This is a genomic window from Bacillus sp. N3378-2at (assembly GCF_033412715.1).
Lineage (GTDB): Bacteria > Bacillota > Bacilli > Bacillales > Bacillaceae > Bacillus > Bacillus subtilis.
In genome coordinates this window covers 3,387,214-3,409,805 of record NZ_CP117986.1, presented here as the reverse complement: position 1 = coordinate 3,409,805, position 22,592 = coordinate 3,387,214, and the positions used below count along the sequence as shown (strand labels likewise).

Annotated in this window: 17 protein-coding genes; 7 read left to right on the top strand and 10 right to left on the bottom strand. The window is 44.6% G+C overall.

Annotated features, from left to right (window positions below):
- Positions 1-163: 163 nt before the first annotated feature.
- Genes nagA through nagR form a run of 3 tightly spaced genes read left to right on the top strand, consistent with a single transcriptional unit; the run spans position 164 to position 2,828 of the window.
- Positions 164-1,354: an N-acetylglucosamine-6-phosphate deacetylase gene (gene nagA / locus PUN35_RS18195; protein ID WP_014481023.1), complete on the top strand. Its 1,191-nt coding sequence runs from the start codon at positions 164-166 to the stop codon at positions 1,352-1,354.
- Positions 1,351-2,079, top strand: coding sequence for a glucosamine-6-phosphate deaminase (nagB, locus tag PUN35_RS18190; protein WP_014481024.1), 729 nt, complete (start codon positions 1,351-1,353; stop codon positions 2,077-2,079). The genes nagA and nagB overlap by 4 nt, the downstream gene beginning before the upstream one ends.
- Before the next feature lie 17 nt (positions 2,080-2,096).
- Entirely contained in the window at positions 2,097-2,828 is a 732-nt protein-coding gene (gene nagR / locus PUN35_RS18185; RefSeq protein WP_003228089.1) for an N-acetylglucosamine utilization transcriptional regulator NagR, read from the top strand.
- 21 nt (positions 2,829-2,849) lie between these two features.
- Here the strand turns inward: nagR and PUN35_RS18180 are convergent, their stop codons facing one another.
- The 6 genes from PUN35_RS18180 to yvlA form a co-directional block, all read right to left on the bottom strand.
- The gene (locus PUN35_RS18180; RefSeq protein WP_014481025.1) at positions 2,850-6,719 is read right to left on the bottom strand and encodes a lamin tail domain-containing metallophosphoesterase family protein; all 3,870 of its coding nucleotides are present in this window, start codon (positions 6,717-6,719) and stop codon (positions 2,850-2,852) included.
- 300 nt (positions 6,720-7,019) lie between these two features.
- Positions 7,020-8,372 (bottom strand): IS1182 family transposase, encoded by a 1,353-nt coding sequence (locus PUN35_RS18175; protein WP_014478984.1) that lies wholly within the window; start codon positions 8,370-8,372, stop codon positions 7,020-7,022.
- A gap of 126 nt (positions 8,373-8,498) precedes the next feature.
- Positions 8,499-8,858 carry a phage holin family protein gene (locus tag PUN35_RS18170; protein WP_003228066.1) on the bottom strand — a complete coding sequence of 120 codons (360 nt, stop codon included), beginning with the start codon at positions 8,856-8,858 and terminating at the stop codon, positions 8,499-8,501.
- 1 nt (position 8,859) lies between these two features.
- Positions 8,860-9,057 carry a PspC domain-containing protein gene (locus tag PUN35_RS18165; RefSeq protein ID WP_003228065.1) on the bottom strand — a complete coding sequence of 66 codons (198 nt, stop codon included), beginning with the start codon at positions 9,055-9,057 and terminating at the stop codon, positions 8,860-8,862.
- A 4-nt stretch (positions 9,058-9,061) separates the two neighbouring features.
- On the bottom strand, positions 9,062-10,159 hold the full coding sequence (locus PUN35_RS18160; protein ID WP_014481027.1) for a DUF4097 family beta strand repeat-containing protein: 1,098 nt from the start codon (positions 10,157-10,159) through the stop codon (positions 9,062-9,064).
- A gap of 24 nt (positions 10,160-10,183) precedes the next feature.
- On the bottom strand, positions 10,184-10,510 hold the full coding sequence (yvlA, locus tag PUN35_RS18155) for a protein YvlA (RefSeq protein WP_003244375.1): 327 nt from the start codon (positions 10,508-10,510) through the stop codon (positions 10,184-10,186).
- Between the two features lie 217 nt (positions 10,511-10,727).
- Here yvlA and PUN35_RS18150 point away from each other — a divergent pair, with 217 nt between their 5' ends.
- Positions 10,728-10,958, top strand: a complete 231-nt coding sequence (locus tag PUN35_RS18150; protein ID WP_003235419.1) for a hypothetical protein — start codon at positions 10,728-10,730, stop codon at positions 10,956-10,958.
- Positions 10,959-11,151: 193 nt separating this feature from the next.
- Here the strand turns inward: PUN35_RS18150 and hag are convergent, their stop codons facing one another.
- The 4 genes from hag to PUN35_RS18130 form a co-directional block, all read right to left on the bottom strand.
- Positions 11,152-11,973 carry a flagellin Hag gene (gene hag / locus PUN35_RS18145; protein WP_029318328.1) on the bottom strand — a complete coding sequence of 274 codons (822 nt, stop codon included), beginning with the start codon at positions 11,971-11,973 and terminating at the stop codon, positions 11,152-11,154.
- 338 nt (positions 11,974-12,311) lie between these two features.
- Positions 12,312-15,185 carry an excinuclease ABC subunit UvrA gene (gene uvrA / locus PUN35_RS18140; protein WP_014481031.1) on the bottom strand — a complete coding sequence of 958 codons (2,874 nt, stop codon included), beginning with the start codon at positions 15,183-15,185 and terminating at the stop codon, positions 12,312-12,314.
- Between the two features lie 7 nt (positions 15,186-15,192).
- On the bottom strand, positions 15,193-17,178 hold the full coding sequence (uvrB, locus tag PUN35_RS18135) for an excinuclease ABC subunit UvrB (protein ID WP_003228054.1): 1,986 nt from the start codon (positions 17,176-17,178) through the stop codon (positions 15,193-15,195).
- Between the two features lie 185 nt (positions 17,179-17,363).
- Positions 17,364-17,594, bottom strand: a complete 231-nt coding sequence (locus PUN35_RS18130) for a CsbA family protein (RefSeq protein ID WP_003228053.1) — start codon at positions 17,592-17,594, stop codon at positions 17,364-17,366.
- 445 nt (positions 17,595-18,039) lie between these two features.
- Between PUN35_RS18130 and PUN35_RS18125 the strand changes: the two genes are divergently transcribed.
- The 3 genes from PUN35_RS18125 (at position 18,040) to PUN35_RS18115 (ending at position 22,545) form a co-directional block, all read left to right on the top strand.
- Positions 18,040-20,535, top strand: a complete 2,496-nt coding sequence (locus PUN35_RS18125) for a PEP/pyruvate-binding domain-containing protein (RefSeq protein WP_014481032.1) — start codon at positions 18,040-18,042, stop codon at positions 20,533-20,535.
- Between the two features lie 75 nt (positions 20,536-20,610).
- Positions 20,611-21,180: a TetR/AcrR family transcriptional regulator gene (locus tag PUN35_RS18120; protein ID WP_003244088.1), complete on the top strand. Its 570-nt coding sequence runs from the start codon at positions 20,611-20,613 to the stop codon at positions 21,178-21,180.
- Positions 21,181-21,210: 30 nt separating this feature from the next.
- On the top strand, positions 21,211-22,545 hold the full coding sequence (locus tag PUN35_RS18115; protein WP_014481033.1) for an MFS transporter: 1,335 nt from the start codon (positions 21,211-21,213) through the stop codon (positions 22,543-22,545).
- The last annotated feature ends 47 nt before the right edge of the window (positions 22,546-22,592 follow it).

Sequence of the window (22,592 nt, the reverse complement as noted above, 5' to 3'; positions counted from 1 at the left end):
CGGGCTGCCCCGAGCTTGCTCACAATACTTTCATTTTATCACTTTCGGGCTTGAACCTAAAACAGATTTTATAAAAGGGGGGAAAACACCTCAGCTGGTCTAGATCACTAGTCTGAAAAAGAGTAAAATAAAGGTATTCAAATTCCAGAAAGGCGGATCATCTATGGCAGAGAGTCTTCTTATTAAAGACATTGCGATCGTGACAGAAAATGAAGTAATCAAAAACGGCTATGTCGGAATCAATGACGGAAAAATCAGCACAGTCTCAACAGAACGGCCCAAGGAGTCATATTCAAAAGAGATTCAAGCACCTGCGGATTCCGTTTTGCTTCCCGGCATGATTGACATTCATATCCACGGCGGCTATGGCGCAGATACAATGGATGCTAGCTTTTCCACGCTCGACATCATGTCGTCAAGACTGCCCGAAGAAGGCACGACGAGCTTTTTAGCCACAACGATTACCCAAGAGCATGGGAACATTTCTCAAGCTTTGGTGAACGCAAGAGAGTGGAAAGCGGCTGAAGAGTCCTCTTTATTAGGTGCAGAACTGCTCGGCATTCATTTAGAGGGCCCCTTTGTTTCGCCTAAAAGAGCCGGAGCGCAGCCAAAGGAGTGGATTAGGCCTTCGGATGTTGCGCTTTTCAAAAAGTGGCAGCAGGAGGCGGGCGGACTGATCAAAATTGTTACACTTGCGCCGGAGGAGGATCAGCATTTTGAACTGATCCGCCATTTGAAAGACGAATCGATTATCGCGTCCATGGGGCACACGGATGCCGATTCCGCATTGCTGTCGGATGCCGCAAAAGCAGGGGCGAGCCATATGACTCATCTGTACAACGCGATGAGCCCGTTTCATCACCGAGAGCCCGGAGTGATCGGAACGGCGCTGGCCCATGATGGGTTTGTGACAGAGCTTATTGCCGATGGCATTCACTCCCATCCTTTAGCTGCAAAGCTTGCTTTTTTGGCGAAAGGCAGCAGCAAGCTCATTTTAATTACCGATTCCATGAGGGCAAAAGGCCTGAAAGACGGCGTATATGAGTTTGGCGGCCAAAGTGTGACGGTAAGAGGACGAACAGCACTTCTTTCAGACGGAACCCTTGCCGGTTCGATCCTCAAAATGAACGAAGGCGCACGGCATATGCGTGAGTTTACAAATTGCTCTTGGACGGATATAGCTAATATAACTTCTGCAAACGCGGCCAAACAGCTGGGCATCTTTGACCGAAAAGGCAGTGTGACTGTGGGAAAAGATGCAGATTTGGTGATTGTCAGCAGTGATTGCGAGGTGATTCTCACCATTTGCCGCGGAAACATTGCATTTATATCCAAGGAGGCTGACCAGATATGAAAGTAATGGAATGTCAAACGTATGAAGAGCTAAGCCAAAAAGCAGCCAGAATAACGGCAGATACAATCAAAGAAAAACCTGATGCCGTTCTCGGGTTAGCGACAGGCGGCACACCGGAAGGCACGTATCGCGAGCTGATCCGCCTGCACCAAACTGAGAATCTCTCATTTCAAAACATCACTACAGTTAATTTGGATGAGTACGCCGGACTTTCAAGCAACGCCCCGAACAGCTATCACTTCTATATGAATGACCGTTTATTTCAGCATATCGACAGCAAGCCTAGCCGGCATTTTATTCCGAATGGAAATGCAGACGATTTGGAAGCCGAATGCAGACGGTATGAACAGCTAGTCGAGTCCCTCGGCGGCACTGACATTCAGCTTCTCGGCATCGGCCGAAACGGGCACATCGGCTTTAACGAACCGGGAACGTCTTTCAAGTCGCGAACTCATGTTGTGACATTAAATGAGCAAACCCGCCAAGCGAATGCCAGATATTTTCCTTCCATAGACAGCGTGCCGAAAAAAGCGCTCACAATGGGAATTCAAACGATACTCTCAAGCAAGCGCATTCTGCTGCTCATTTCTGGAAAAAGCAAAGCGGAAGCTGTTCGTAAGCTGTTAGAAGGAAACATAAGCGAAGATTTTCCCGCATCTGCTTTGCACCTGCATTCCGATGTTACGGTTTTGATTGATCGTGAAGCCGCGTCATTAAGACCTTGAAAGGAACATGCTGACTTATGAATATCAATAAACAATCGCCTATTCCGATTTATTATCAGATTATGGAGCAATTAAAAACCCAAATTAAGAACGGAGAGCTGCAGCCGGATATGCCTCTTCCTTCCGAGCGCGAATATGCCGAACAATTCGGGATCAGCCGGATGACAGTTCGCCAGGCGCTTTCTAATTTAGTTAATGAAGGCTTGCTCTATCGCCTGAAAGGACGGGGCACCTTTGTCAGCAAGCCAAAAATGGAACAAGCACTTCAAGGGCTGACAAGCTTTACCGAGGATATGAAAAGCCGCGGGATGACACCGGGCAGCAGGCTCATTGATTATCAGCTTATTGATTCAACTGAGGAGCTCGCGGCTATATTAGGCTGCGGGCACCCCTCCTCTATCCATAAAATCACTCGGGTGCGGCTGGCAAATGATATTCCAATGGCGATTGAGTCCTCACATATTCCGTTTGAGCTTGCGGGTGAATTGAACGAATCGCATTTTCAGTCGTCGATCTATGATCATATTGAAAGGTACAACAGCATACCGATTTCCCGTGCAAAACAGGAGCTTGAGCCAAGCGCTGCCACCACGGAAGAAGCGAACATTCTTGGTATTCAAAAGGGAGCGCCTGTCCTATTAATCAAACGAACAACATATCTGCAGAACGGAACTGCTTTTGAGCATGCAAAATCTGTATACAGAGGCGACCGTTATACATTTGTCCACTATATGGATCGTCTTTCATAAAAAAAAAGCCTCCAACCCTTTTTAAGGATTGGAGACATGGCGAAAATCAAACTGGTCTGGTGCCGGACGATATGTCTCTTTTTTCGTCTTGAACTTCCAGATCGGTGATTTCGTTTTGCCATTAAAACTGTCTTCCACTATAATGTACCAATAATAAACAGACTGCGGTTCAAGATGATCCCAGCGGAATTCAGCTGTATCCCCGCTCTTCACTTGCTCCCGTTTTCCGAGCTCTTCATTGGTATATACGTTACATTCAAAATAATCGGTTTCCACCTTTTTGATTCTTGGCTTCAAATCAAGCGAAAGGGAAAATTCATCCTTGTTGCCATAGGTATCCGTATCATAGTAATTCTTATCCTTTACATACGGAGAATACGTCGATACGTGCACCATGTCATTGGCCTGGTCAAATTGAAGCAAACGCAAATACCCTTGACCGCCTTCTGGCCCGCCCTGATAATCGGCCAGCATTTGATGCACAAGACGATCCGGCTTCCCATCACCATCATCATCCAGCTCATCTGTTTTTCTCATCGCACTATGATAATGCCCGCTCAATACCATCACGACATTCGGGTTCGGCTTTACGATTTCTTTGAATATTTTCTCTCCGATTGGGCTTCTGTTTCCGCTGACCAGCAAATACTCATGAAAAGCTAAAATGGCCATCCGGTCAGGGTGTTTCTTCAGCACCTGATTCATCCACGCGATGTCTTCATCCGTAATGCCCCATCCCATGTACAGCATGATATAATCATTGCCGTTGCTAGAAATCAGGTCATAATGTCCGCGGTTATTTTTATAGGAACCGCCATAATGCAATTTTTTATCAAAACGATCGCTGCCAAAATATTTGCCAAACACCCTGTAGGAGCCGTCCTTATGTCCGACATCGTGATTGCCGGCCAGCACTCCGTAAGGAATTCCGCTCTTATCCAGAACGGACATTGACCGATCAGCGTTTTTCCACTGTCTGATATCGGCGGAATCATCTACAATATCACCCGTGTGGAACACATATTTGATATTGAGCTGCTTTTGATTATCTTTTATCCATTCGGTCTGTTTATCAAAAATATGCGGATAGCTTTCGGCGTAATACTGTGTATCAGACATCCAGACAAATGTGTACATATCCTTCGCAGGAGGAATTTCATCCTGTACAATCACATTCATTTTCGACTCCCGTACAAAATCGGCGGCAATCACAGACGCTTTCAGCGTAAACGGTTTGTCATCCTTCGCGACGAAGCTGTCAACAGGCTGCCATTCGTTTGTCCGATAATTCCAAGCATACATCGTCACCTTTCTCCCCGGCAAAGAACTGCCCTTCCAGACCGCTTCTGCCAGATCATTCTCATCAATTGATGGATCAACCGTCACTTCAAAGCGATGATAAGGGAAAAGCTCTTTGTTTTCTGTCGATACTGTTTTTCCATCAGCAGCTGATACCCGCTCCAATTCTTTATTCGTAAATGGGGTCTCCCTTTCCGGCACAAAGCTTTTCGGCGGTTCAGTCAGTGACGCGTGCTTAAATATTTTCACATGATTGCGCGCTGTATATTGAAATCCCCTATAAAAACCAACATCCATGGCGTCATTCGTCGGATCTTTCACCCGTACAGAAAGCTTGGCCTTATGCGTGTCGGCTTCGCTGTCTATAACCTCCGGCTGGTCCGGATGCTCTCGTTCGGTTTTAAATATCCTCTCAATCACTGTTTTATTGCCCGCGAGATCCGTTGCTGTCACTTTTAGAGAATGTTTTCCCGGCAAAAGGTCAGAAGATGATGTATGATATGGGAGTGTAATGCTTTCTCCATCTAAAGACGCTTCCGCTTCCTCAATTTTGCTCCATTTATCATACATATCCGCCTGCAGGATAAGGTTTCCTTTATACGTTTGCCCCTCGGTGATATTCGGCTCAATGTGAGGTCCTGAATTATCTACCCGTACAACCAGGCTGACATTTTCCTTGCCGTCGCTTGCTTGAATATGGTGAGCGCCTTCAGAAAGCTTTGATGTATCCCACTCCAGCAGCTGTGATGTAAATAGTCCGTCAGGCAGATTGAACTGAAATTGCCAGCTTTTATTCGAGCGCTGATTATCGCCAATAAAGAGTTCCTTCTCAGGAGACACCCTCTGATCTCTGATCACCGTTCCATCCGATAACACCAATCGGGCGTTTTTGACTAAGAAGTCATCACGGTTTTCAGCCGTATCAAACGGAGACACCTTCGAACCTGAACGTATCGTAATACGCTGCAGCTGCTTCCCTTTCCGAAGCAGTGTCTCTGGCAATGGAACAGAATAGGTGCGGTATTTATTTGTTGTATCATCGAACACCTTCAGCACTTTGCCTTCCATCGTTACCGCGTTTTTAAAATAAAGGTTCGTTTTCCTCGTATCGAATGCAAAATATACTTCTTTTTCCATCGCGGGCTCTGTCACTTGTTTTTTCCCGTCAATCCACAGCTTAATGCTGTCAGCTCGCCCTTCTGTCGTGGCTTTGAGAAATTGAGTTCCCGACAGCGTGTCTCTGTTTTCAATATTCATCCGCAGACCGTGCGCCTTGCTTGTTTGTTTAATATCAATCATTTTGACCGGCGTTCTCGCTTCATTGATCCCGTCCCCGGCCGCCACATAATACTCTAGCTGATCCTTCCCGATCAATTCAGGCGAATACACAATATAATGGTAGAGATTATCGTTGCGGTCTTTTTCAGCAAGAATTCGCTTAAACGGTTTGTTCTCATCCGTCCGGTAGTAAAAGGCCGCTGTTTTCACTAGACTTCGGTCCCGTATGTCAGCCCGCAGCTCAATGCTTTCAGCAGGGCGGACAGGCTTGCGGTCAGTCAAATCCTCAATGACCGGCTTTTCTTTATCGAGCTTGATTTTCCGTTTCTGCTCGGGCACCTGTGCCTGTAATACGGTTCCGGGAGACGGATTCTTTTCCCCGATTGAAATGTTCAGAAGTTCTGCGGTTCCGTTCAACGGATACTTATAAAGCACTGATGACAGCCGGCGCAGCGCATGTTTCCGATAATGCGCAACCGAAATGTCCTTTCCTGTATTCGTTGATATCACAACGGCCCGCGGCCTCGTATTGGCCATACCCTCTGTCTCGTCTATCACCGCGAGATTTTTTCCTTCTTTTAGTTGTGTCTGATAATAACGATTGAAATCCTCTGACGTCAATTCTGGATGCCCGGCAGGCTTCAGCCAGACGACAAACGTTTCGCCGGATGGTATCAAGATCCTTTCATCAGGTCTCCAAATCAGATCGGAGTCAGGCCCTTCTTTTGGGTAGCGGTAACGGATATGGTAGTCTTTAAAATCAATCGTTCTGTCAGTCGTATTAAAAATCTCAATAAATTCATAACCGTCTGCGCGTCCTATATTCTTCGTATCAACCGCCAGCTCTGTGATCAGAAGCTCCGGAATATGGGCAAGGTCAGCCTGGTATCCTTCAAGCTTCAGTTTCTTCGTCTCCGACTCAACCCGCTGCTTCCCATTCGACATCACAATGTAATACTCAAGCTCGCTGTTCCAAATCAAACGTTTCGGAATTTGTGCCAAAAACTTGCGGACCGCTCCGGGGGTCGGGTCCATCGGCACCATTTTGTAGCCCAGCTCATTACTTTGTTTATAAAAAAGAAAGGCGGAAAATGCTTGATACGAATTATCGCGAACTTGAGCCTCAATCATTAGATTGCTTCTCATTTCAGCTTTCACATCAATTTGAGGAGGATTTTCAAGCAAGGGTATGTAATGAGGCGTTTGAAATAGTTCCTGCTGTACAACAGGAAAAGCTTTCGATTCATGATGGCCGCCAGACAAAACGGAAAGAAAAGACAGTAATATAGAAGCAATAACCGTGTATTTCCTCATCAAAGCACCTCCCTTTTCATGTATTTTGCGTCTGAACAGGGAAGCTTATGAGTTCATTTTTAAACAATATCCAATCTGACAAAGCAGATGGTATACGACATATACGCGGGACTGCTGACAAAAAGCGAACACTTCACTTCACAATTTTTTAAGGAGGCTGCAGAACATGTAAAAAAGCTGCCTTTGCGGGCAGCTTCAGCTTGTAGAGAAAACGACGTTTTTTCTACAAGCTTTTTTGTTTTATACAGTTTCTTTAGATATTCATCAGGTTTCAGATGCAGAAAAAGCGCTCCCACATGCCTAGCCCTGCTTGGCTAGGTATGTGGCAATCTTCTTCATGTTCTGGCATGCGGCTGTGAGGAGAACTTGTTCACTCACATTTCGTTTTCCCCTCAACCTGCAATAGCGAAGCCCATGCAGCTGTTTTGAATCTGCAAAGCTTCGCTCTATTTTTTCTTTTCTTTTTTTGTAGAGGTTTTTTCCTGAAACAGACAAGCGATTTTGTCTGACCTTTTCTTTATGATCTTCCCATACATGTCGAGTAATCACTTTCTGCCGATTCTTTGATTTTGTACAGTTTTCAAGCAGTGGGCATGAGGAACATATTTCAGGATTTGATTTATATGACCGGTAGCCTTTTCGGTCAGTTGTTGAGTATGTAAGTGTTTGGTGATTTGGACAAATGTATCTGTCTTGTTCACTGTCATAATGAAATTTCCATTTTGGAAACAAGCCTCGGATAGGGTGATAACGTCTATGTGCGATGACACCAAAGATTTGGCGGTCAGATAATCCTTTACAGATCGGAGTCGTTAAATATCCGGAATCAAGGGCGACGGCTTCTACTTGAAAACCAAATCGTGCGATTTGGTGGTCTAATCGGTCAAGATAAGGCACAGAATCATGGACATTTCCAGGTGTGACGTAGGCATCGGTGATAATGTTGTATTTCATATCTGTTGTGCGGTGATCTAAATAGAAAAAACCTTCTGGTTTGTTTTCACGATACAGATAGCCACTTTCCGGATCGGTTGTACTGTGGCGGATCTCTTTTTCAGCTTTCACCTCCTCTTTGGCTGTTAATGGTTTTTTTCCGTGTTCCTCCCGATCCTCTTGAATGGCTTCATTTAAATCCTTGATATAGTTTTGGGTATCCTGCGCAATTGTTTTTCTTGTGTATTTATGCTTGTTGGCATTGGCTTTAAGGTGTGTGGAGTCGGTGAATAGGACTCGTCCGCCCACCATGTCATGATTGATGGCCTGAAGAACGATCTCATCAAAAATGTCTTGGAAGATGGTTGTATCTTTAAAGCGTGTGCGTCTGTTCCAGCTGATGGTGGAGTGGTGTGGAACCGGGTCGTTTATGTTCAATCCGAGAAACCATCTGTACGCCATATTGTAGTAAATTTCTTTTTCAAGCTGTCTTTCTGAACGGATACCATAGAGGTATCCGATAAACATCATTTTAAATAAAATAAGCGGATCAAGTGAGGGGCGGCCTTTGTTTTCACTGTAGTAAGGTTTCACCTTTTCAATGATGAAAGAGAAGTCTATGTGTTTATCAATTTTCCGAAGCAGGTGATCCTCTTCAACGAGTTGGTCAAGCAGAACAAATTCGGCTGTGTTTTGAGAAGAGTTTCTTGTGTGGAACATGAGAAAGACACCGTCCTTTTAAGTCTTTCTTTTATTTTATTACAGAAGAATGGATATTTTAAAGAAAAATAAAGGCTGTCGAGATTTTCTCGACAGCCTGAAGCTGCCTTTGCGGGCAGCTTTTTTTTATTTTTTTCTAAGCGGCTCTAAAATGCCTTTTTGAATCAGCAAATGGAAGACCGACAGGATAACGGATGCCCATATCGCTGTGCCGAAGCCGTCGATTTGAAAGCTGTCACCCATAATGGACGCGGTCATCATAAGCGTGATGGCGTTAATCACAAACAAGAAGAGTCCAAGCGTCACCATGGTGACCGGCAGTGTAAAGATAATTAAAAGCGGTTTAATCAGCACGTTTAAGATCGATAAAATGAGGCTGGCGATAATCGCTGCCCCAATGCTGCTGATATGGATGGAGTCAATATATCCATCAATGACGATTAATAACAATGCATTGACTAAAATGCTGACTGCCCATTTTACCATGTCATTTCATATCCCTTTCTGACGGGACGATAAAAATCCAAATGATATAAATGAGCAAAACCGGCAAGACACTTGTCATAATGGCTAAGATGACAGTTATGACTCTGAGGAGTGATGCGTCCCAATTGAAATATTCCGCGAGACCTCCGATAACACCGGCGATTTTCTTATTTTTTTCTGAGCGATAAAGCTTATTCATTCGATCACCTCTGTGAGTACTTTAGTTTGATGGCGCCTGTTAGTGATTCTGAGAAGACGGTGATGTTTTGATCATGTGCCTGATTTGAAGTGAACATCATTTCTTTTTGAATGGTATCATTTTTTTCCTTCAGCATCTCAACATCCATTAATTCATGGGACAGCGAACCAAGATTGCTTTTCAGCTCTGCCTTCACTGCGAGATCGTCCGGAATCGCAAGCTCCACACTTCCAGTCGTTGTTTTTGCATAAATGGAGCGGCAGTCTGATTCTGTTACGTTAATCGCAATATTTCCGTTAAAGCTTTGAACGTCAATGGATTCGCTTTTCCCTCGGAGATCGATCAATCCGTTAATGGTTTCCGCTTCTATCGTTCCGCAGCTGTGGCTGGCGAGTTTAATTTGCCCGTTGGCCGTTTCAGCTATGGCTTTTTCGGCTGTTAAGTGCGAGAACGACAGCACGCCGTTTGTCGTTTTCGCTGAGAACTCTTTTACATGTAAATGTTCCCCTCTGACCGGACCGTTAAACAGCTTCACCCGAATCTTATCATACTCCTTCTGAGGAATATACAAAGTGACATTCGTTTTCATCGTCTTTTTCTCAGTACGGATAAAAAATTTATTTCCTTTGATTTCACATTCAATATGCTGAAGAAATGCGTGTCTCGCCGCATCCTGGCTGTCAGCGCGATATACCTTCGCCTGGCATTCCGCTCTGATATCGTCATCTTCCCAAGGGACGATATTCACGCTGCCATTCGCAATTTGCAGCTCAACACTGGAAAAGTCAGTATCTTTAAATTGAAAAATGTGCTGAACATCATACGCATGGCCAAAGTTTAAATCAAGGTCAACTTCCTTGACCTTTTTCACAGCAGAATCAATCCAGTCAAACAGCTTGGCTCCTAAAGACGGCTTGCCGCTTTCTTTTTTTGCCGTTGTAAATGGCTCTTCCTCGTCATGAACGTGAACTGAGAGCGCTGTGATTTTCTCTTCTTTTTCCTTGTAGTCGCTGTCAAGCTTTTCAATCAGTGTCAAAGCTTCTTGTGCTGTAAGCTTTCCTTCCTCAACAAGCTTAAGGATTCGTTCCTTTTCTTGCATCATTACGATCTCCTCCCCATTGTCTACTTATGCTGCACGCAGGACCTTAATGCCCTGAATCACATTCCAAATGATAATGCCAATGACAACCAAGAAATAAATAACCGCTCCCCCAATGATTACAAATACAGGAAGCAAGCTGTCTCCATCAATCGCAACGGCTCCGCCAAGTAAAGCAATAAAAAGGAACAGCCAGCCGACAAACGGAACTATGTGAGAAATAAGGGAGCGTATCGCATGGCGTTTTGTTTCTTTCTCATTTACAACAAAATAAGCGACAATCGGCACAATGATTGGCGCAATGAACACACTGAAATAACAAAGTGATGCAATAATAGCTTGATTACGGTTCAATTCATTCCACACTCCTATTGTGAATTGTCCATGACAAAAGATCAGGGACGTTTTACTTATTTATACGTTTAAAATCTCTTCAGGTTTCAAATTCATTCTTTAGACATGCTCCAATTTACGGAAATTGGATTTTAAAAAGTTTTAGAAGTAGAATCTTCCGGCTATACCGATTACAATATGTAAAAAGCTTACGGCAACCAAGGAGGCTGGACAAGCAATGGAGAAAGATCCCAGTGACTATACAGTAACACAAGAATCAGTGTTAAAGCTGATTCATGAACAAAAAAGAATGAATCGTGAAATGATCGCCGAGCTTGAGCAGATTCACGGACCCTTCCCGATCTCTCACGATATCCAATATATAAAAGTGCTGCTCGACAGCAGCAACACGCATATTGTTCAAGATTTAATGAGTGTAAGTAAGCAGCTGTATAAGAAGACTTTGTAATTGCGGAAAACATATCATTCATTATAACTGAAACAAAGCTAAAGGTTAGATGACAATATCTTGCCTTTTTTGTTTTGAAAAAACAGTGATTCCCTGGCTGTCACAAAATGATTGTAACAAAAAAAGCCTGCCGGCACATCCAGTTAATGGAGTCGGCAAGCTGTAACTATCAGAAAGAGATAGCCGTTCAAAATTAACGTAACAATTGAAGCACGTTTTGCGGCTGTTGGTTTGCTTGAGCAAGCATCGCTTGAGAAGCTTGAGAAAGAATGTTGTTCTTTGTGAAATCGCTCATTTCTTTCGCCATGTCAACGTCACGGATACGAGACTCAGCAGCTGTCAGGTTTTCAGAAGAAGCACCAAGGTTGTTGATTGTGTGCTCTAGACGGTTTTGTACCGCACCAAGTTTAGCACGTTGGTTTGAAACACTTGTAATTGCACTATCGATTTTAACAATCTCAGTGTCAAAACTAAAATCATCTGCTGAAACATCGATACCTTTTACTCCTAAAGTTGTTGCATCCATGTTGCCAATTGTAACATTAATATTTTGGCCAGCATTTGCACCAATTTGGAATGTAAATCCTGCTGTTTCACTACCGTCTAAAAGTTTTTTTCCGTTAAATTCAGTACGTTGAGAAATTCCATCGATCTCTTCAGTTAAAGCATCCATTTCATCTTTAATTGCAGTTAAATCTTCAGTTTGCTGTGTACCTGTGTTTCCTGCTTGAACAGTAAGTTCACGCATACGTTGAAGGATTGCATGGGTTTCAGTCAATGCACCCTCAGCTGTTTGGATAAGAGAAATTCCGTCTTGAGAGTTTTTAGAAGCCATTTCAAGACCTCTGATTTGTCCTCTCATTTTTTCAGAAATCGCAAGACCCGCTGCGTCATCTCCCGCACGGTTGATGCGAAGACCTGAAGAAAGTTTCTCCATGTTTTTTGAGCTCGCGCTGTTGTTTGAAGACAAACGGTTTAATGTGTTAAGCGCTGCAATATTGTGGTTGATTCTCATGTGAAAAATACCTCCATGTGTATATGTTTTTGAAATCAAAGACTTCCTTTTCTTTGATTTCTGGCGTATCAGATTCCAATAAAGCTTCTAACCTATGTAAATTCAGTTATTGATTAAGGATGCCTTTAAGCCCCTTAATAGGGTTTGTCTGCTTAATTTGGAAATCATCATCCGCCTTTCAATTCATATATCGACAGCAATTTGTAAATGTTTAGGCGTTTTCCCAAAGAAATTTTACCCAAAGACGATTCTAAACCTATTATGCCGTAAAGAAAAAGCTTGCCTGCTAAGCCCAAGGATGGACTTGCTGACAAGCTGTCCCCTCTTAACAGAGGGTTTTAAGATGTAGCTGTTTCTTTCGCTTTCAAGAGCGATTTCATGCGTGCTTTGTCACGTTCGATAACAGGCTTCAAATAACGGCCTGTATACGATTCTTCAACTTCAGTGATTTCCTCAGGCGTTCCAGACGCGACAATGGTTCCGCCCCCGGCTCCGCCTTCCGGGCCCAAATCCACAATGTAATCGGCCGTCTTAATGATATCAAGGTTGTGCTCAATAACCAGTACAGTGTCTCCGTTGTCTACCAACCGTTGCAGCACGACAAGAAGCCTGGCGATATCGTCGACATGCAAACCTGTCGTCGGCTCATCTAAAATGTAGAGCGTGCGTCCGGTCGAGCGTTTGTGCAGCTCTGACGCGAGCTTCACGCGCTGCGCTTCTCCGCCTGACAAGGTCGTCGCCGGCTGGCCGAGCGTAATATAACCTAAACCAACATCATAAAGGGTTTGGAGCTTGCGTTTGATTTTCGGGATATTTTCAAAGAAAGGAAGAGCATCTTCAACCGTCATATCAAGCACATCAGAGATGCTTTTTCCTTTGTACGTCACTTCAAGCGTTTCACGGTTATAGCGTTTGCCGTGACACACCTCGCATGGAACGTATACGTCAGGAAGGAAGTGCATTTCAATTTTAATAATCCCGTCTCCGCGGCAGGCTTCACATCGTCCGCCCTTCACGTTGAAGCTGAAACGGCCTTTTTTATAGCCGCGGACCTTCGCTTCATTTGTCTGCGCGAATACATCACGAATGTCATCAAATACACCGGTGTATGTCGCAGGGTTGGATCTCGGCGTTCTTCCAATTGGCGCCTGGTCAATGTCAATGACTTTGTCTAAATGATCCAAACCTTTAATCTCTTTATGGCTGCCGGGCTTCGCTTTCGCTTTATGAAGCTTTTGCGCCAGCGCCTTATGCAAAATTTCATTAACGAGTGTACTCTTCCCTGAACCGGAAACACCTGTAACTGCTGTAAACGTCCCAAGCGGGAACTTGGCATTCACTTTTTTCAAGTTGTTTTCTGAAGCACCTTTAATTTCAATGTAACGTCCGTCCGGCTTTCTTCTTTCAGGAGGCAATGGGATAAACTTTTCCCCTGATAAATAGCTGCCCGTTAATGAGTTTGGATCTTCCATCACTTCTTCCGGCGTACCCGCAGATATCACCTGTCCGCCGTGAATACCGGCTCCCGGTCCAATATCTATTAAATAATCTGCTGCCATCATCGTGTCCTCATCATGTTCGACAACAATCAGCGTGTTCCCGAGGTCTCTCATATTTTTCAGAGCGCTGATCAAGCGGTCGTTATCACGCTGATGCAGACCGATAGACGGCTCATCTAAAATATAAAGCACACCGGATAAGCGCGAGCCAATTTGAGTCGCCAGCCTGATGCGCTGCGCCTCTCCCCCGGACAATGTACCCGCTGCCCTGCTCAATGTCAGGTAATCGAGGCCGACTTTGTCCAGAAAGCTTAAGCGCTCCACAATTTCGCGCAAAATCAAATTGGCGATCTGCATATCCTTCTCAGAAAGGGTAAGGTTTTTAAAGAAGGCAAGTGCGTCGGCGACAGACAGCTCGGTAATTTTTCCGATGTGGCGGCCGTCAATCAGTACGGCAAGCGCCTCTTTCTTTAACCGATAGCCTTTGCACGTCGGACAAGACTTCTGAGACATATACTGCTCCATCTGCTCACGGATGAAATCAGAGCCTGTCTCCTTATAGCGTCTTTCAATGTTGCGCAATACGCCTTCAAATTGAATTTCACCTTCACGGATTTGTCCAAAATCATTTTCATATCTGAAATAAATCAGGTCATCTCCGCTGCCGTACAGCACTTTATCCAGTTGATGCTTCGGCAAATCTTTGACCGGCACATCCATATCAATCCCGTAGTGGGTGCAGGCTGCCTCAAGCAGCTGAGGATAATATTGTGAGCTGATCGGTGTCCAAGGGGCGACCGCATTCTCCTTCAATGACAAATCTTGATTGGGGATGACAAGATCGGCATCCACTTCAAGCTTCATTCCGAGACCGTCACACGTCGGACACGCCCCGAACGGACTGTTAAACGAAAACAGACGCGGCTCAAGTTCACCAATTGAAAATCCGCAGTGCGGACAGGCATGATGCTCGCTGAACATCAGCTCTTCCTCACCGATGACATCGATCATAACCCGTCCTTCACTTAAACGAAGCGCCGTTTCCAATGAATCTGACAGCCGGGCTGCCACGCCTTCTTTCACGACAATCCGGTCAATGACTACCTCAATGGAATGCTTCTTGTTCTTTTCTAATTCGATATCGTCGGAAAGCTCAGCCATCTCGCCGTCAATTCTGACTCTGACATAGCCTTGTTTCCTAATCTGTTCAAGCACTTTGACATGAGCGCCTTTTCGGCCCGATACAATCGGCGCCAGCACCTGAAGCTTCGTCCGTTCCGGGTATTCCAGAATTCTGTCCACCATTTGCTCGATGGTCTGGGATGTAATCTCAATTCCGTGTTCCGGACAATGAGGCTTCCCTACTCTCGCATATAAAAGACGCAGATAATCATAAATCTCAGTTACCGTACCGACAGTAGACCTCGGATTGCGGCTCGTTGTTTTCTGATCAATGCTGATGGCGGGAGAGAGCCCCTCAATTGCATCCACATCCGGCTTATCCATTTGCCCTAAAAACTGGCGGGCATAGGCAGACAGCGACTCGACATACCGTCTCTGTCCTTCAGCATATATCGTGTCAAAGGCAAGGGAGGATTTACCTGATCCGGACAAACCCGTGACAACGACAAGCTGATCTCTCGGAATCGTCACATCTATATTTTTCAGGTTATGCGCCCTGGCTCCCTTCACCTCTATCCGATCCATAGCCATTTGTTCATCATCCTTCCGCTTTTAGCTCTAAAAGTAAATCGCGAAGCTCCGCGGCTCTCTCAAAGTCAAGCGCCTTGGCGGCTTCCTTCATTTCATGCTCCATCTGTTCAACGACTTTCTGGCGTTCTTTCTTCGTCATTTTCGACAGCTTCGGCGCGGCTTTTGTTTTGTATTCCGCTTTATCCTCAGCTGCTACTGTGGCACGAATGACATCGCGAATTTCTTTATTTATCGTTTTCGGCGTAATGCCGTGCTCTTCATTAAACCGCTCCTGCTGCTCGCGGCGGCGTTTTGTTTCATTAATCGCAATTTCCATAGACTTCGTTATTTTATCGGCGTACATAATGACGCGGCCTTCCGCATTTCTCGCTGCCCGTCCGATGGTCTGGATCAGCGACCGCTCCGAACGAAGGAAACCTTCCTTATCCGCATCCAAAATCGCAACAAGGGATACTTCGGGAATGTCCAAACCTTCCCTCAGCAGGTTGATGCCGACAAGCACATCGTACTTGCCAAGGCGCAGGTCGCGGATAATTTCAATCCGTTCAAGCGTCTTGATTTCAGAATGCAGATAGTTTACTTTAATGCCGATTTCCTTTAAATAATCGGTCAGATCCTCTGACATCTTCTTCGTCAAAGTTGTCACAAGCACCCGTTCATTTCGCTCGATTCTTGCTTGAATTTCGCCGATCAAGTCGTCAATCTGACCTTCGATTGGACGGACGTCAATAAGCGGGTCAAGAAGCCCCGTCGGACGAATGATCTGTTCGACCATTTCATCTGTATGTTCAATCTCGTACGGCCCTGGTGTTGCGGATACATACACGATATTGTGCATATGCTTTTCAAATTCCTCAAAACGAAGCGGACGGTTATCAAGCGCTGATGGAAGCCGGAAGCCGTGATCCACGAGCACCTGTTTCCGCGCCTGGTCTCCGTTAAACATGCCGCGCACCTGGGGAATTGTCACATGCGACTCATCCACCACGATCATAAAATCGTCTGGGAAATAATCAAGAAGCGTATACGGCGTTGAACCTGGAGGCCGCAGAGTCAAATGTCTTGAATAGTTCTCGATGCCGGAGCAGAAACCCATTTCACGCATCATTTCAAGATCATATCTTGTCCGCTGCTCTAAACGCTGCGCTTCAAGGAGCTTTCCGTTTTCGTGCATGACCTTCAGCTGCTCCTCAAGCTCCTTCTCGATATTTTGAATCGCCTTCTCCATTTTCTCGGCCCGCGTTACGAAGTGGGATGCCGGGAAAATCGCAACATGATCTCGGTCGCCGAGAATTTCTCCTGTCAGCGCATCCACTTCCCGAATCCGTTCGATTTCGTCACCGAAAAATTCAACTCTGATACAATGCTCATCACGGGATGCCGGAAAGATTTCCACTACATCCCCGCGCACACGAAATGTACCGCGCTGAAAGTCGATATCGTTGCGGGCATATTGGATGTCTACAAGTTTTCTGAGCAGCTCATTGCGCTCAATTTCCATTTCAGTCCGCAGTGACACGACCATTTCCCGGTATTCCTCAGGCGAACCGAGGCCGTATATACAAGACACACTCGCAATAATAATGACATCTCTGCGCTCAAACAAAGCTGATGTGGCGGAGTGTCTCAGTTTATCAATTTCATCATTAATACTAGCGTCTTTCTCTATAAATGTATCCGTTTGAGGCACATACGCCTCCGGCTGATAATAATCATAGTAGCTGACAAAATACTCGACAGCATTGTTCGGAAAAAATTCCTTGAACTCACTGTAAAGCTGTCCAGCAAGGGTTTTGTTATGGGCAATCACGAGAGTCGGCTTATTGACTTCTTTAATCAAATTAGACACCGTAAATGTTTTCCCAGTTCCTGTCGCACCCAGCAGAGTCTGATGCTTCTTGCCCTCCTGAATTCCTTTTACAAGCTTTTCAATGGCTTTCGGCTGATCTCCCTGGGGCTGATATTTCGAGACTAACTCAAAGCGATCTTTCACAAAAATAAGCCTCCGTTTCTTTAACGAAATCTTCCTATAGATATAGTAACACAATGGAAAGCAAAATCACTAAAAATACGAACTAAAGTTCGGTGGTTTTTTATTTCCAGCTGTTTTTGTGTATAAAAAACCTGCTTTTAAATCGTAAAAGCAGGTATTCAGTCTTTATATTCATTATGTCCGATTTATTCTTCTTTTTTCTCTGCAGCTTTTTTGGCCATGTACAGTCCGCCAGCCACAAGAGACACAACATCCAATCCTACAATAAAATACGTTTCTGTATAGCCTTTTAAATAAGAGGCAAACAGCAATGCAGCTGTTAAAGCGATCGCCACATAATGATTAAAGGTGACTCTAGTAAATAGAACAACAAGCATAAAAGGGAAAAACAATGCAAAAACGGCTTTTGTAATCAACAAAAACCCTCCTCAGGGATTCTTCATCTGATCTGATTATAGTAAAAAATGAAGAATCGGACAATCGTGCATTCGCTCCCTCTCCTACACCATACCCCTTTTCAGCCAAAATCAATCACCATATTTGCATTTTGGTGCCGGTCAAAACTTATTCCATGGTGCCGCTGTTCTAATCAGCGGCACTTTTTTTATTACATCATCAAGTCCGCCGCCAGATTCCGAGAATAAAAGAAAATAGGCATACAGTACCAGTACGGCCGCATTTTTCAGGATAATATAACCAACTTAACTATTCATTTTATTTAGGACTTTCTGCGTTTGACAGCATTTTCCTGAAAACCTACAATTGAATGATAGTGTTTACTATCATTTTTTAAACACAGGCTCCGCAATAAAAAGACTAGAGAGAAAAACAAAATGAATGAAGAAAAGAGGGGTTTCAAATATGTATTCTGTTTTATTTCGCCAGGCAGAAGAGTCCAGCCAGCTGGCTGGAGCAAAAGGAATGAATTTGATTAAATTGACCAAACACGGTCTTCCTGTTCCGGACGGGTTTATTATTCAAACGAATGCGCTCGCACGTTTTATGGAGGACAACCAGCTTCAAGAGACTAGTGAAAACGTCGAAAGCGGGATCATTTCTGGAACATTTTCGGATGAGCTGAAAGATGAGCTGACTAGTTCCTTTTATAAGCTTAGAGAATCATATCGATCCGTAGCCGTGCGTTCTTCGTCTGCTTCGGAAGATTTAGAAGGCGCCTCATTCGCGGGTCAATATGAAACCTACTTAAATATCAAAACAGAGGAAGAGTTTCTGGCTAAAGTGAAAGAATGCTGGGCCTCATTTTTTTCTGGGCGGGTCAGCAGCTATAAGAAAAAAATGAACAATCAAATCGCAGAGCCGTTAATGGGAATAGTCGTTCAGGGGCTGATCGATTCAGAAATGTCAGGTGTTATCTTCAGCCGCAACCCTGTTACCCATGATGATAGAGAGCTTTTAATCAGCGCCAGCTACGGGTTGGGTGAAGCTGTTGTTTCAGGAAGTGTTACCCCAGACACGTTCATTGTTAATAAATCTTCGTTTGAGATTCAGAAAGAAATAGGTGCAAAGGAAATCTACATGGAGTCTGCGGCAGAAGGAATTGCTGAAAAAGAAACGAGTGAAGACATGCGCAGCCGTTTTTGCCTTACAGATGAACAAGTGATTGAATTGGCTGAAATCACAAAAAAAACCGAAGACCTGTACGGATATCCTGTCGATATAGAATTTGGAATTGCTGATCATCAAATATACCTTCTGCAAGCTCGCCCGATTACAACCATTGATCAGGACAAAAAGGCGGCAGAAGAAAAACGCAGCTTCATGATTACCGACACTGATATGAATGATTTCTGGCTTAACATGGAGTCTAATATTGAAGGTCCGGTGAGTCCGTTATTTTCATCCTTCATCGTGCCGGCATTGGAATATGGCTTGAAGAAGAGCATGCAAAAGTTTCCGATTGGTGTAGTTGTTGATGAAGTAAAACTTTATCGCGGACATATTTATTCCAAAAACCAAGGTGGACAGCAGCCTCCTTCTGAAGACTGCGGCAAAGAGCTTTTCCCGATTTTATCGGAGCATATGTATGACATCATCAATCACACATACCTCCCTTTTTACCGGACACTGGACCAGCTCGCACAAACTGAGCATACCGCAGAAAGCGCACTGGATGCTTTTCAAAAACTAAAGGCCTTTTATCTCACGGCTTATGAAGAGCACTTCAATATCGTTTTCCCGCAAATCCTTTTAACAAACAAACTGCAAGCGATGTATCAGGACATTCAAGGAGAGTCCGAAAACGCTCATTTTTATGAGATGCTGACAGGAAAAATGAACAAATCACTGGAAACGGACCGTTGCTTATGGCTATTTTCTATGGAAGTTCAGGAGAACCCGAACCTTCTGACCATTTTTGAAAACAACAAGCCTGAACAGCTCCAGGAGAAATTAGAACAAACAGATGAGGGGAGACACTTCCTGAAGAACGTCCATGAATTCTTGCAAGAATACGGATGGAGATCTGTTAAAAGTCATGATCTGATTGAACAAATCTGGGTGGAAAATCCGTATTTCGCTCTGGCTAATATTCAAAATTATGTCCGTAATGGCTATCATTTTGACAATGAATTTCAGAAAACGAAAGAAAAACGAGAGAAATTATACAATGAATTCTTGGAAAACATAGAAGATCCCGGTTTGCGCACCGAATTTGACCGCTATTATCAATGGACACTGAACTCTGCAAATATAAAAGATGATCACCACTTTTATATTGACGCCATGCTGGATGCCAAGGCGAGAATCTTTCTGCTGAAGATAGGTGAATTGCTGGCGGAAAACGGTGTCATTCAAGATCGTGAGGACCTTTGGTTTTTATATGACGACGAAGTGGAACAAGCGCTTCTTCACCCTGTATCCCTGCAAGAAAAGGCTGAAAAACGCAGACAGATTTTTCATGAGTATGAGCTGGCCCAAGCCCCTGCCTACCTCGGCACCCCGACAAAAGAACAGCTCAAAGCAGCTGAAGAAATTGTCGGCGCTGTGATAGAGGATGAAAAAAACACAGAGAATCATATTTTTGGCATTGCGGCATCAAGCGGCATTGCGACAGGTCCGGTGAAAATCATTCGGGACGCCAATGAATTTTCTCAATTCGCGCCTGGGGACGTACTCGTTTGCAAGATGACCACACCGCTATGGACCAGCCTGTTTCAAGACGCCAAAGCGATAATTACAGACACAGGCGGCATTTTGTCTCACGCTGCGATTATTGCCCGTGAATACGGCATTCCAGCCGTTCTCGGCACACGCACGGCAACCGAAAGACTGCGAGACGGTGACATCATCACTGTTGACGGTAGCAGCGGCAAAATCACAGTTGTCAGCCGGTCCTGATGCGTCCCCCTCTTTCTTATACAAGCGGGGCGGGTGTATACTTGTCCTGCCAGTATACTCGTGAGGTGAAACGTATTGAGACCGACAAACAAGAGAATCCTTGATGCTGCCATGCAGCTGCTCGTCAAAAAAGGATATCGCGCAACAACTACAAAAGAAATTGCAGAAAAAGCAAATGTAAGTGAAGCGACGATTTTCAGGAACTTTAAAAACAAACAAGGACTAGTTGAGGCTTTGCTTTCTCAGCATTCTTCAAACAGAGGCAGCATTTTGGAACAAACAGAAGGGGATTTGTACAAAGACCTGCTTCATATCGGAACCTGTCTCTTGGAGGAGCTCGAACATAGAAAAGATATCATTAAAATCAGCTTTCGTGAACCGGCCATGTTTCAGGATGTCATTAACCACGTCACTGAATATCCCCAATCTATGAAACAGCTATTGGTTGATTATCTCAAAACAATGGGTGAGAAAGGGGTTATTCAGACAGGAAATGAAGCGGAGCATGCCGACGTGTTCATGTCGATTATCTTCGGTTATTTCATTCACCGTCTCCACTTAGGAGACCGGGTCATATCAATGCCCCAGGAAAAAATGCTGGAGCACAGCACAGCTCTATTTGTCAAAGGAATTTCTGCTGATTAACTCCTTGGCATAATAAAAAGGAGGATCCCAATGAGCTCAAGAAAAGAATGGGCGCTGATCGTCTCGCTATTATTGGGGGCCATTCTGGTTCCCATTAACTCAACGATGATCGCGGTCGCGCTCTCATCTATTTCCCATACGTATAACGAGTCCATCGCAAGCATCACTTGGGTGGTTACCGTTTATTTAATCGTGATGGCAGTCACACAGCCGATTGCAGGAAAGCTCGGTGACATGTACGGCAATAAAACAATGTACTTATGGGGAGTCGGCCTTTTTCTAATCGCATCTCTAGGCTGCGCCCTTTCACCGAGTCTGCTCCTGTTAATTGTCTTTCGGGCATTGCAGGCTGTCGGCGGGGCATTGCTTACGCCAAACAGCATTGCCATTATCCGGCATGTTGTTTCTGAAAAACGCCTACCGAAAGTGTTTGGATTTTTCGGACTGGGCGCAGGACTTGGTGCAGCACTCGGGCCTTTTATCGGCTCTATACTGATTGACAGCTTCAGCTGGCATTCGATTTTTTGGGTCAACATCCCGTTCCTCGCCATTGCTTTATTTACGGCATTAACGATGTTTCCTCAATATAAAGAAAATAAATCTGACGCGCCGCTGGATATCATCGGCTCTCTCTTGCTTGCAGGCAGCATCGTTTCAATTATCCTGCTGACGAAAAATGAGGCTCCATGGGGATATGCGGTATACAGTGTATTGATACTTCTTTTTGTTCCGCTTTTTTTCAGAAGAGAAAAACGTACCAAGCACCCTATCATTGACTTTGCACTGTTTAAAAGCTCAACCTTTACAAATGCGAATCTATCAGTCTTGTTAAGCAATTTGATGATGTATGCCGTCTTATTGATTATGCCGTTATTTATGACGAACCAATTTGGGCTTAATACGTCTAACAGCGGGATGGCGCTTTCTGTATTTTCGATCTTCATGTCAGCCAGCAACTGGGTGGGCGCGCAGCTCCATCACAAATGGGGAGCCAAAAAAATCATTTTTCTTTCATTTGCCATGATGGCTGGTGCGAATCTATTATTTTTGCTGTTAAGCAGCTCGCATTCTGTCTTATTCCTCATGCTCTCTCTTATCCTTGGCGGGCTCGCTTCCGGAGTCGGTCTGACCAGCATGCAGGTGTCATCCCTTGCCACAGTAGACCCCGGAATGTCAGGAGTGGCATCCGGGATTTTCTCGACCTTCCGTTATTTCGGAAGCATCATTTCATCAGCCTTAATTGGCCTGATTTCGGGATATCACATCCTATTTATGATTCTCTTTGCTGTATCCATCATCGGCGTTTTTGTTTCATTGGGCATCAAATCTGATGAAACGGCACGGATAGAAAAAAACTCAGCGTAACGCAAAACAGCCCGGCATCGCATCTTCCTGCGGTACCGGGCTGCCTT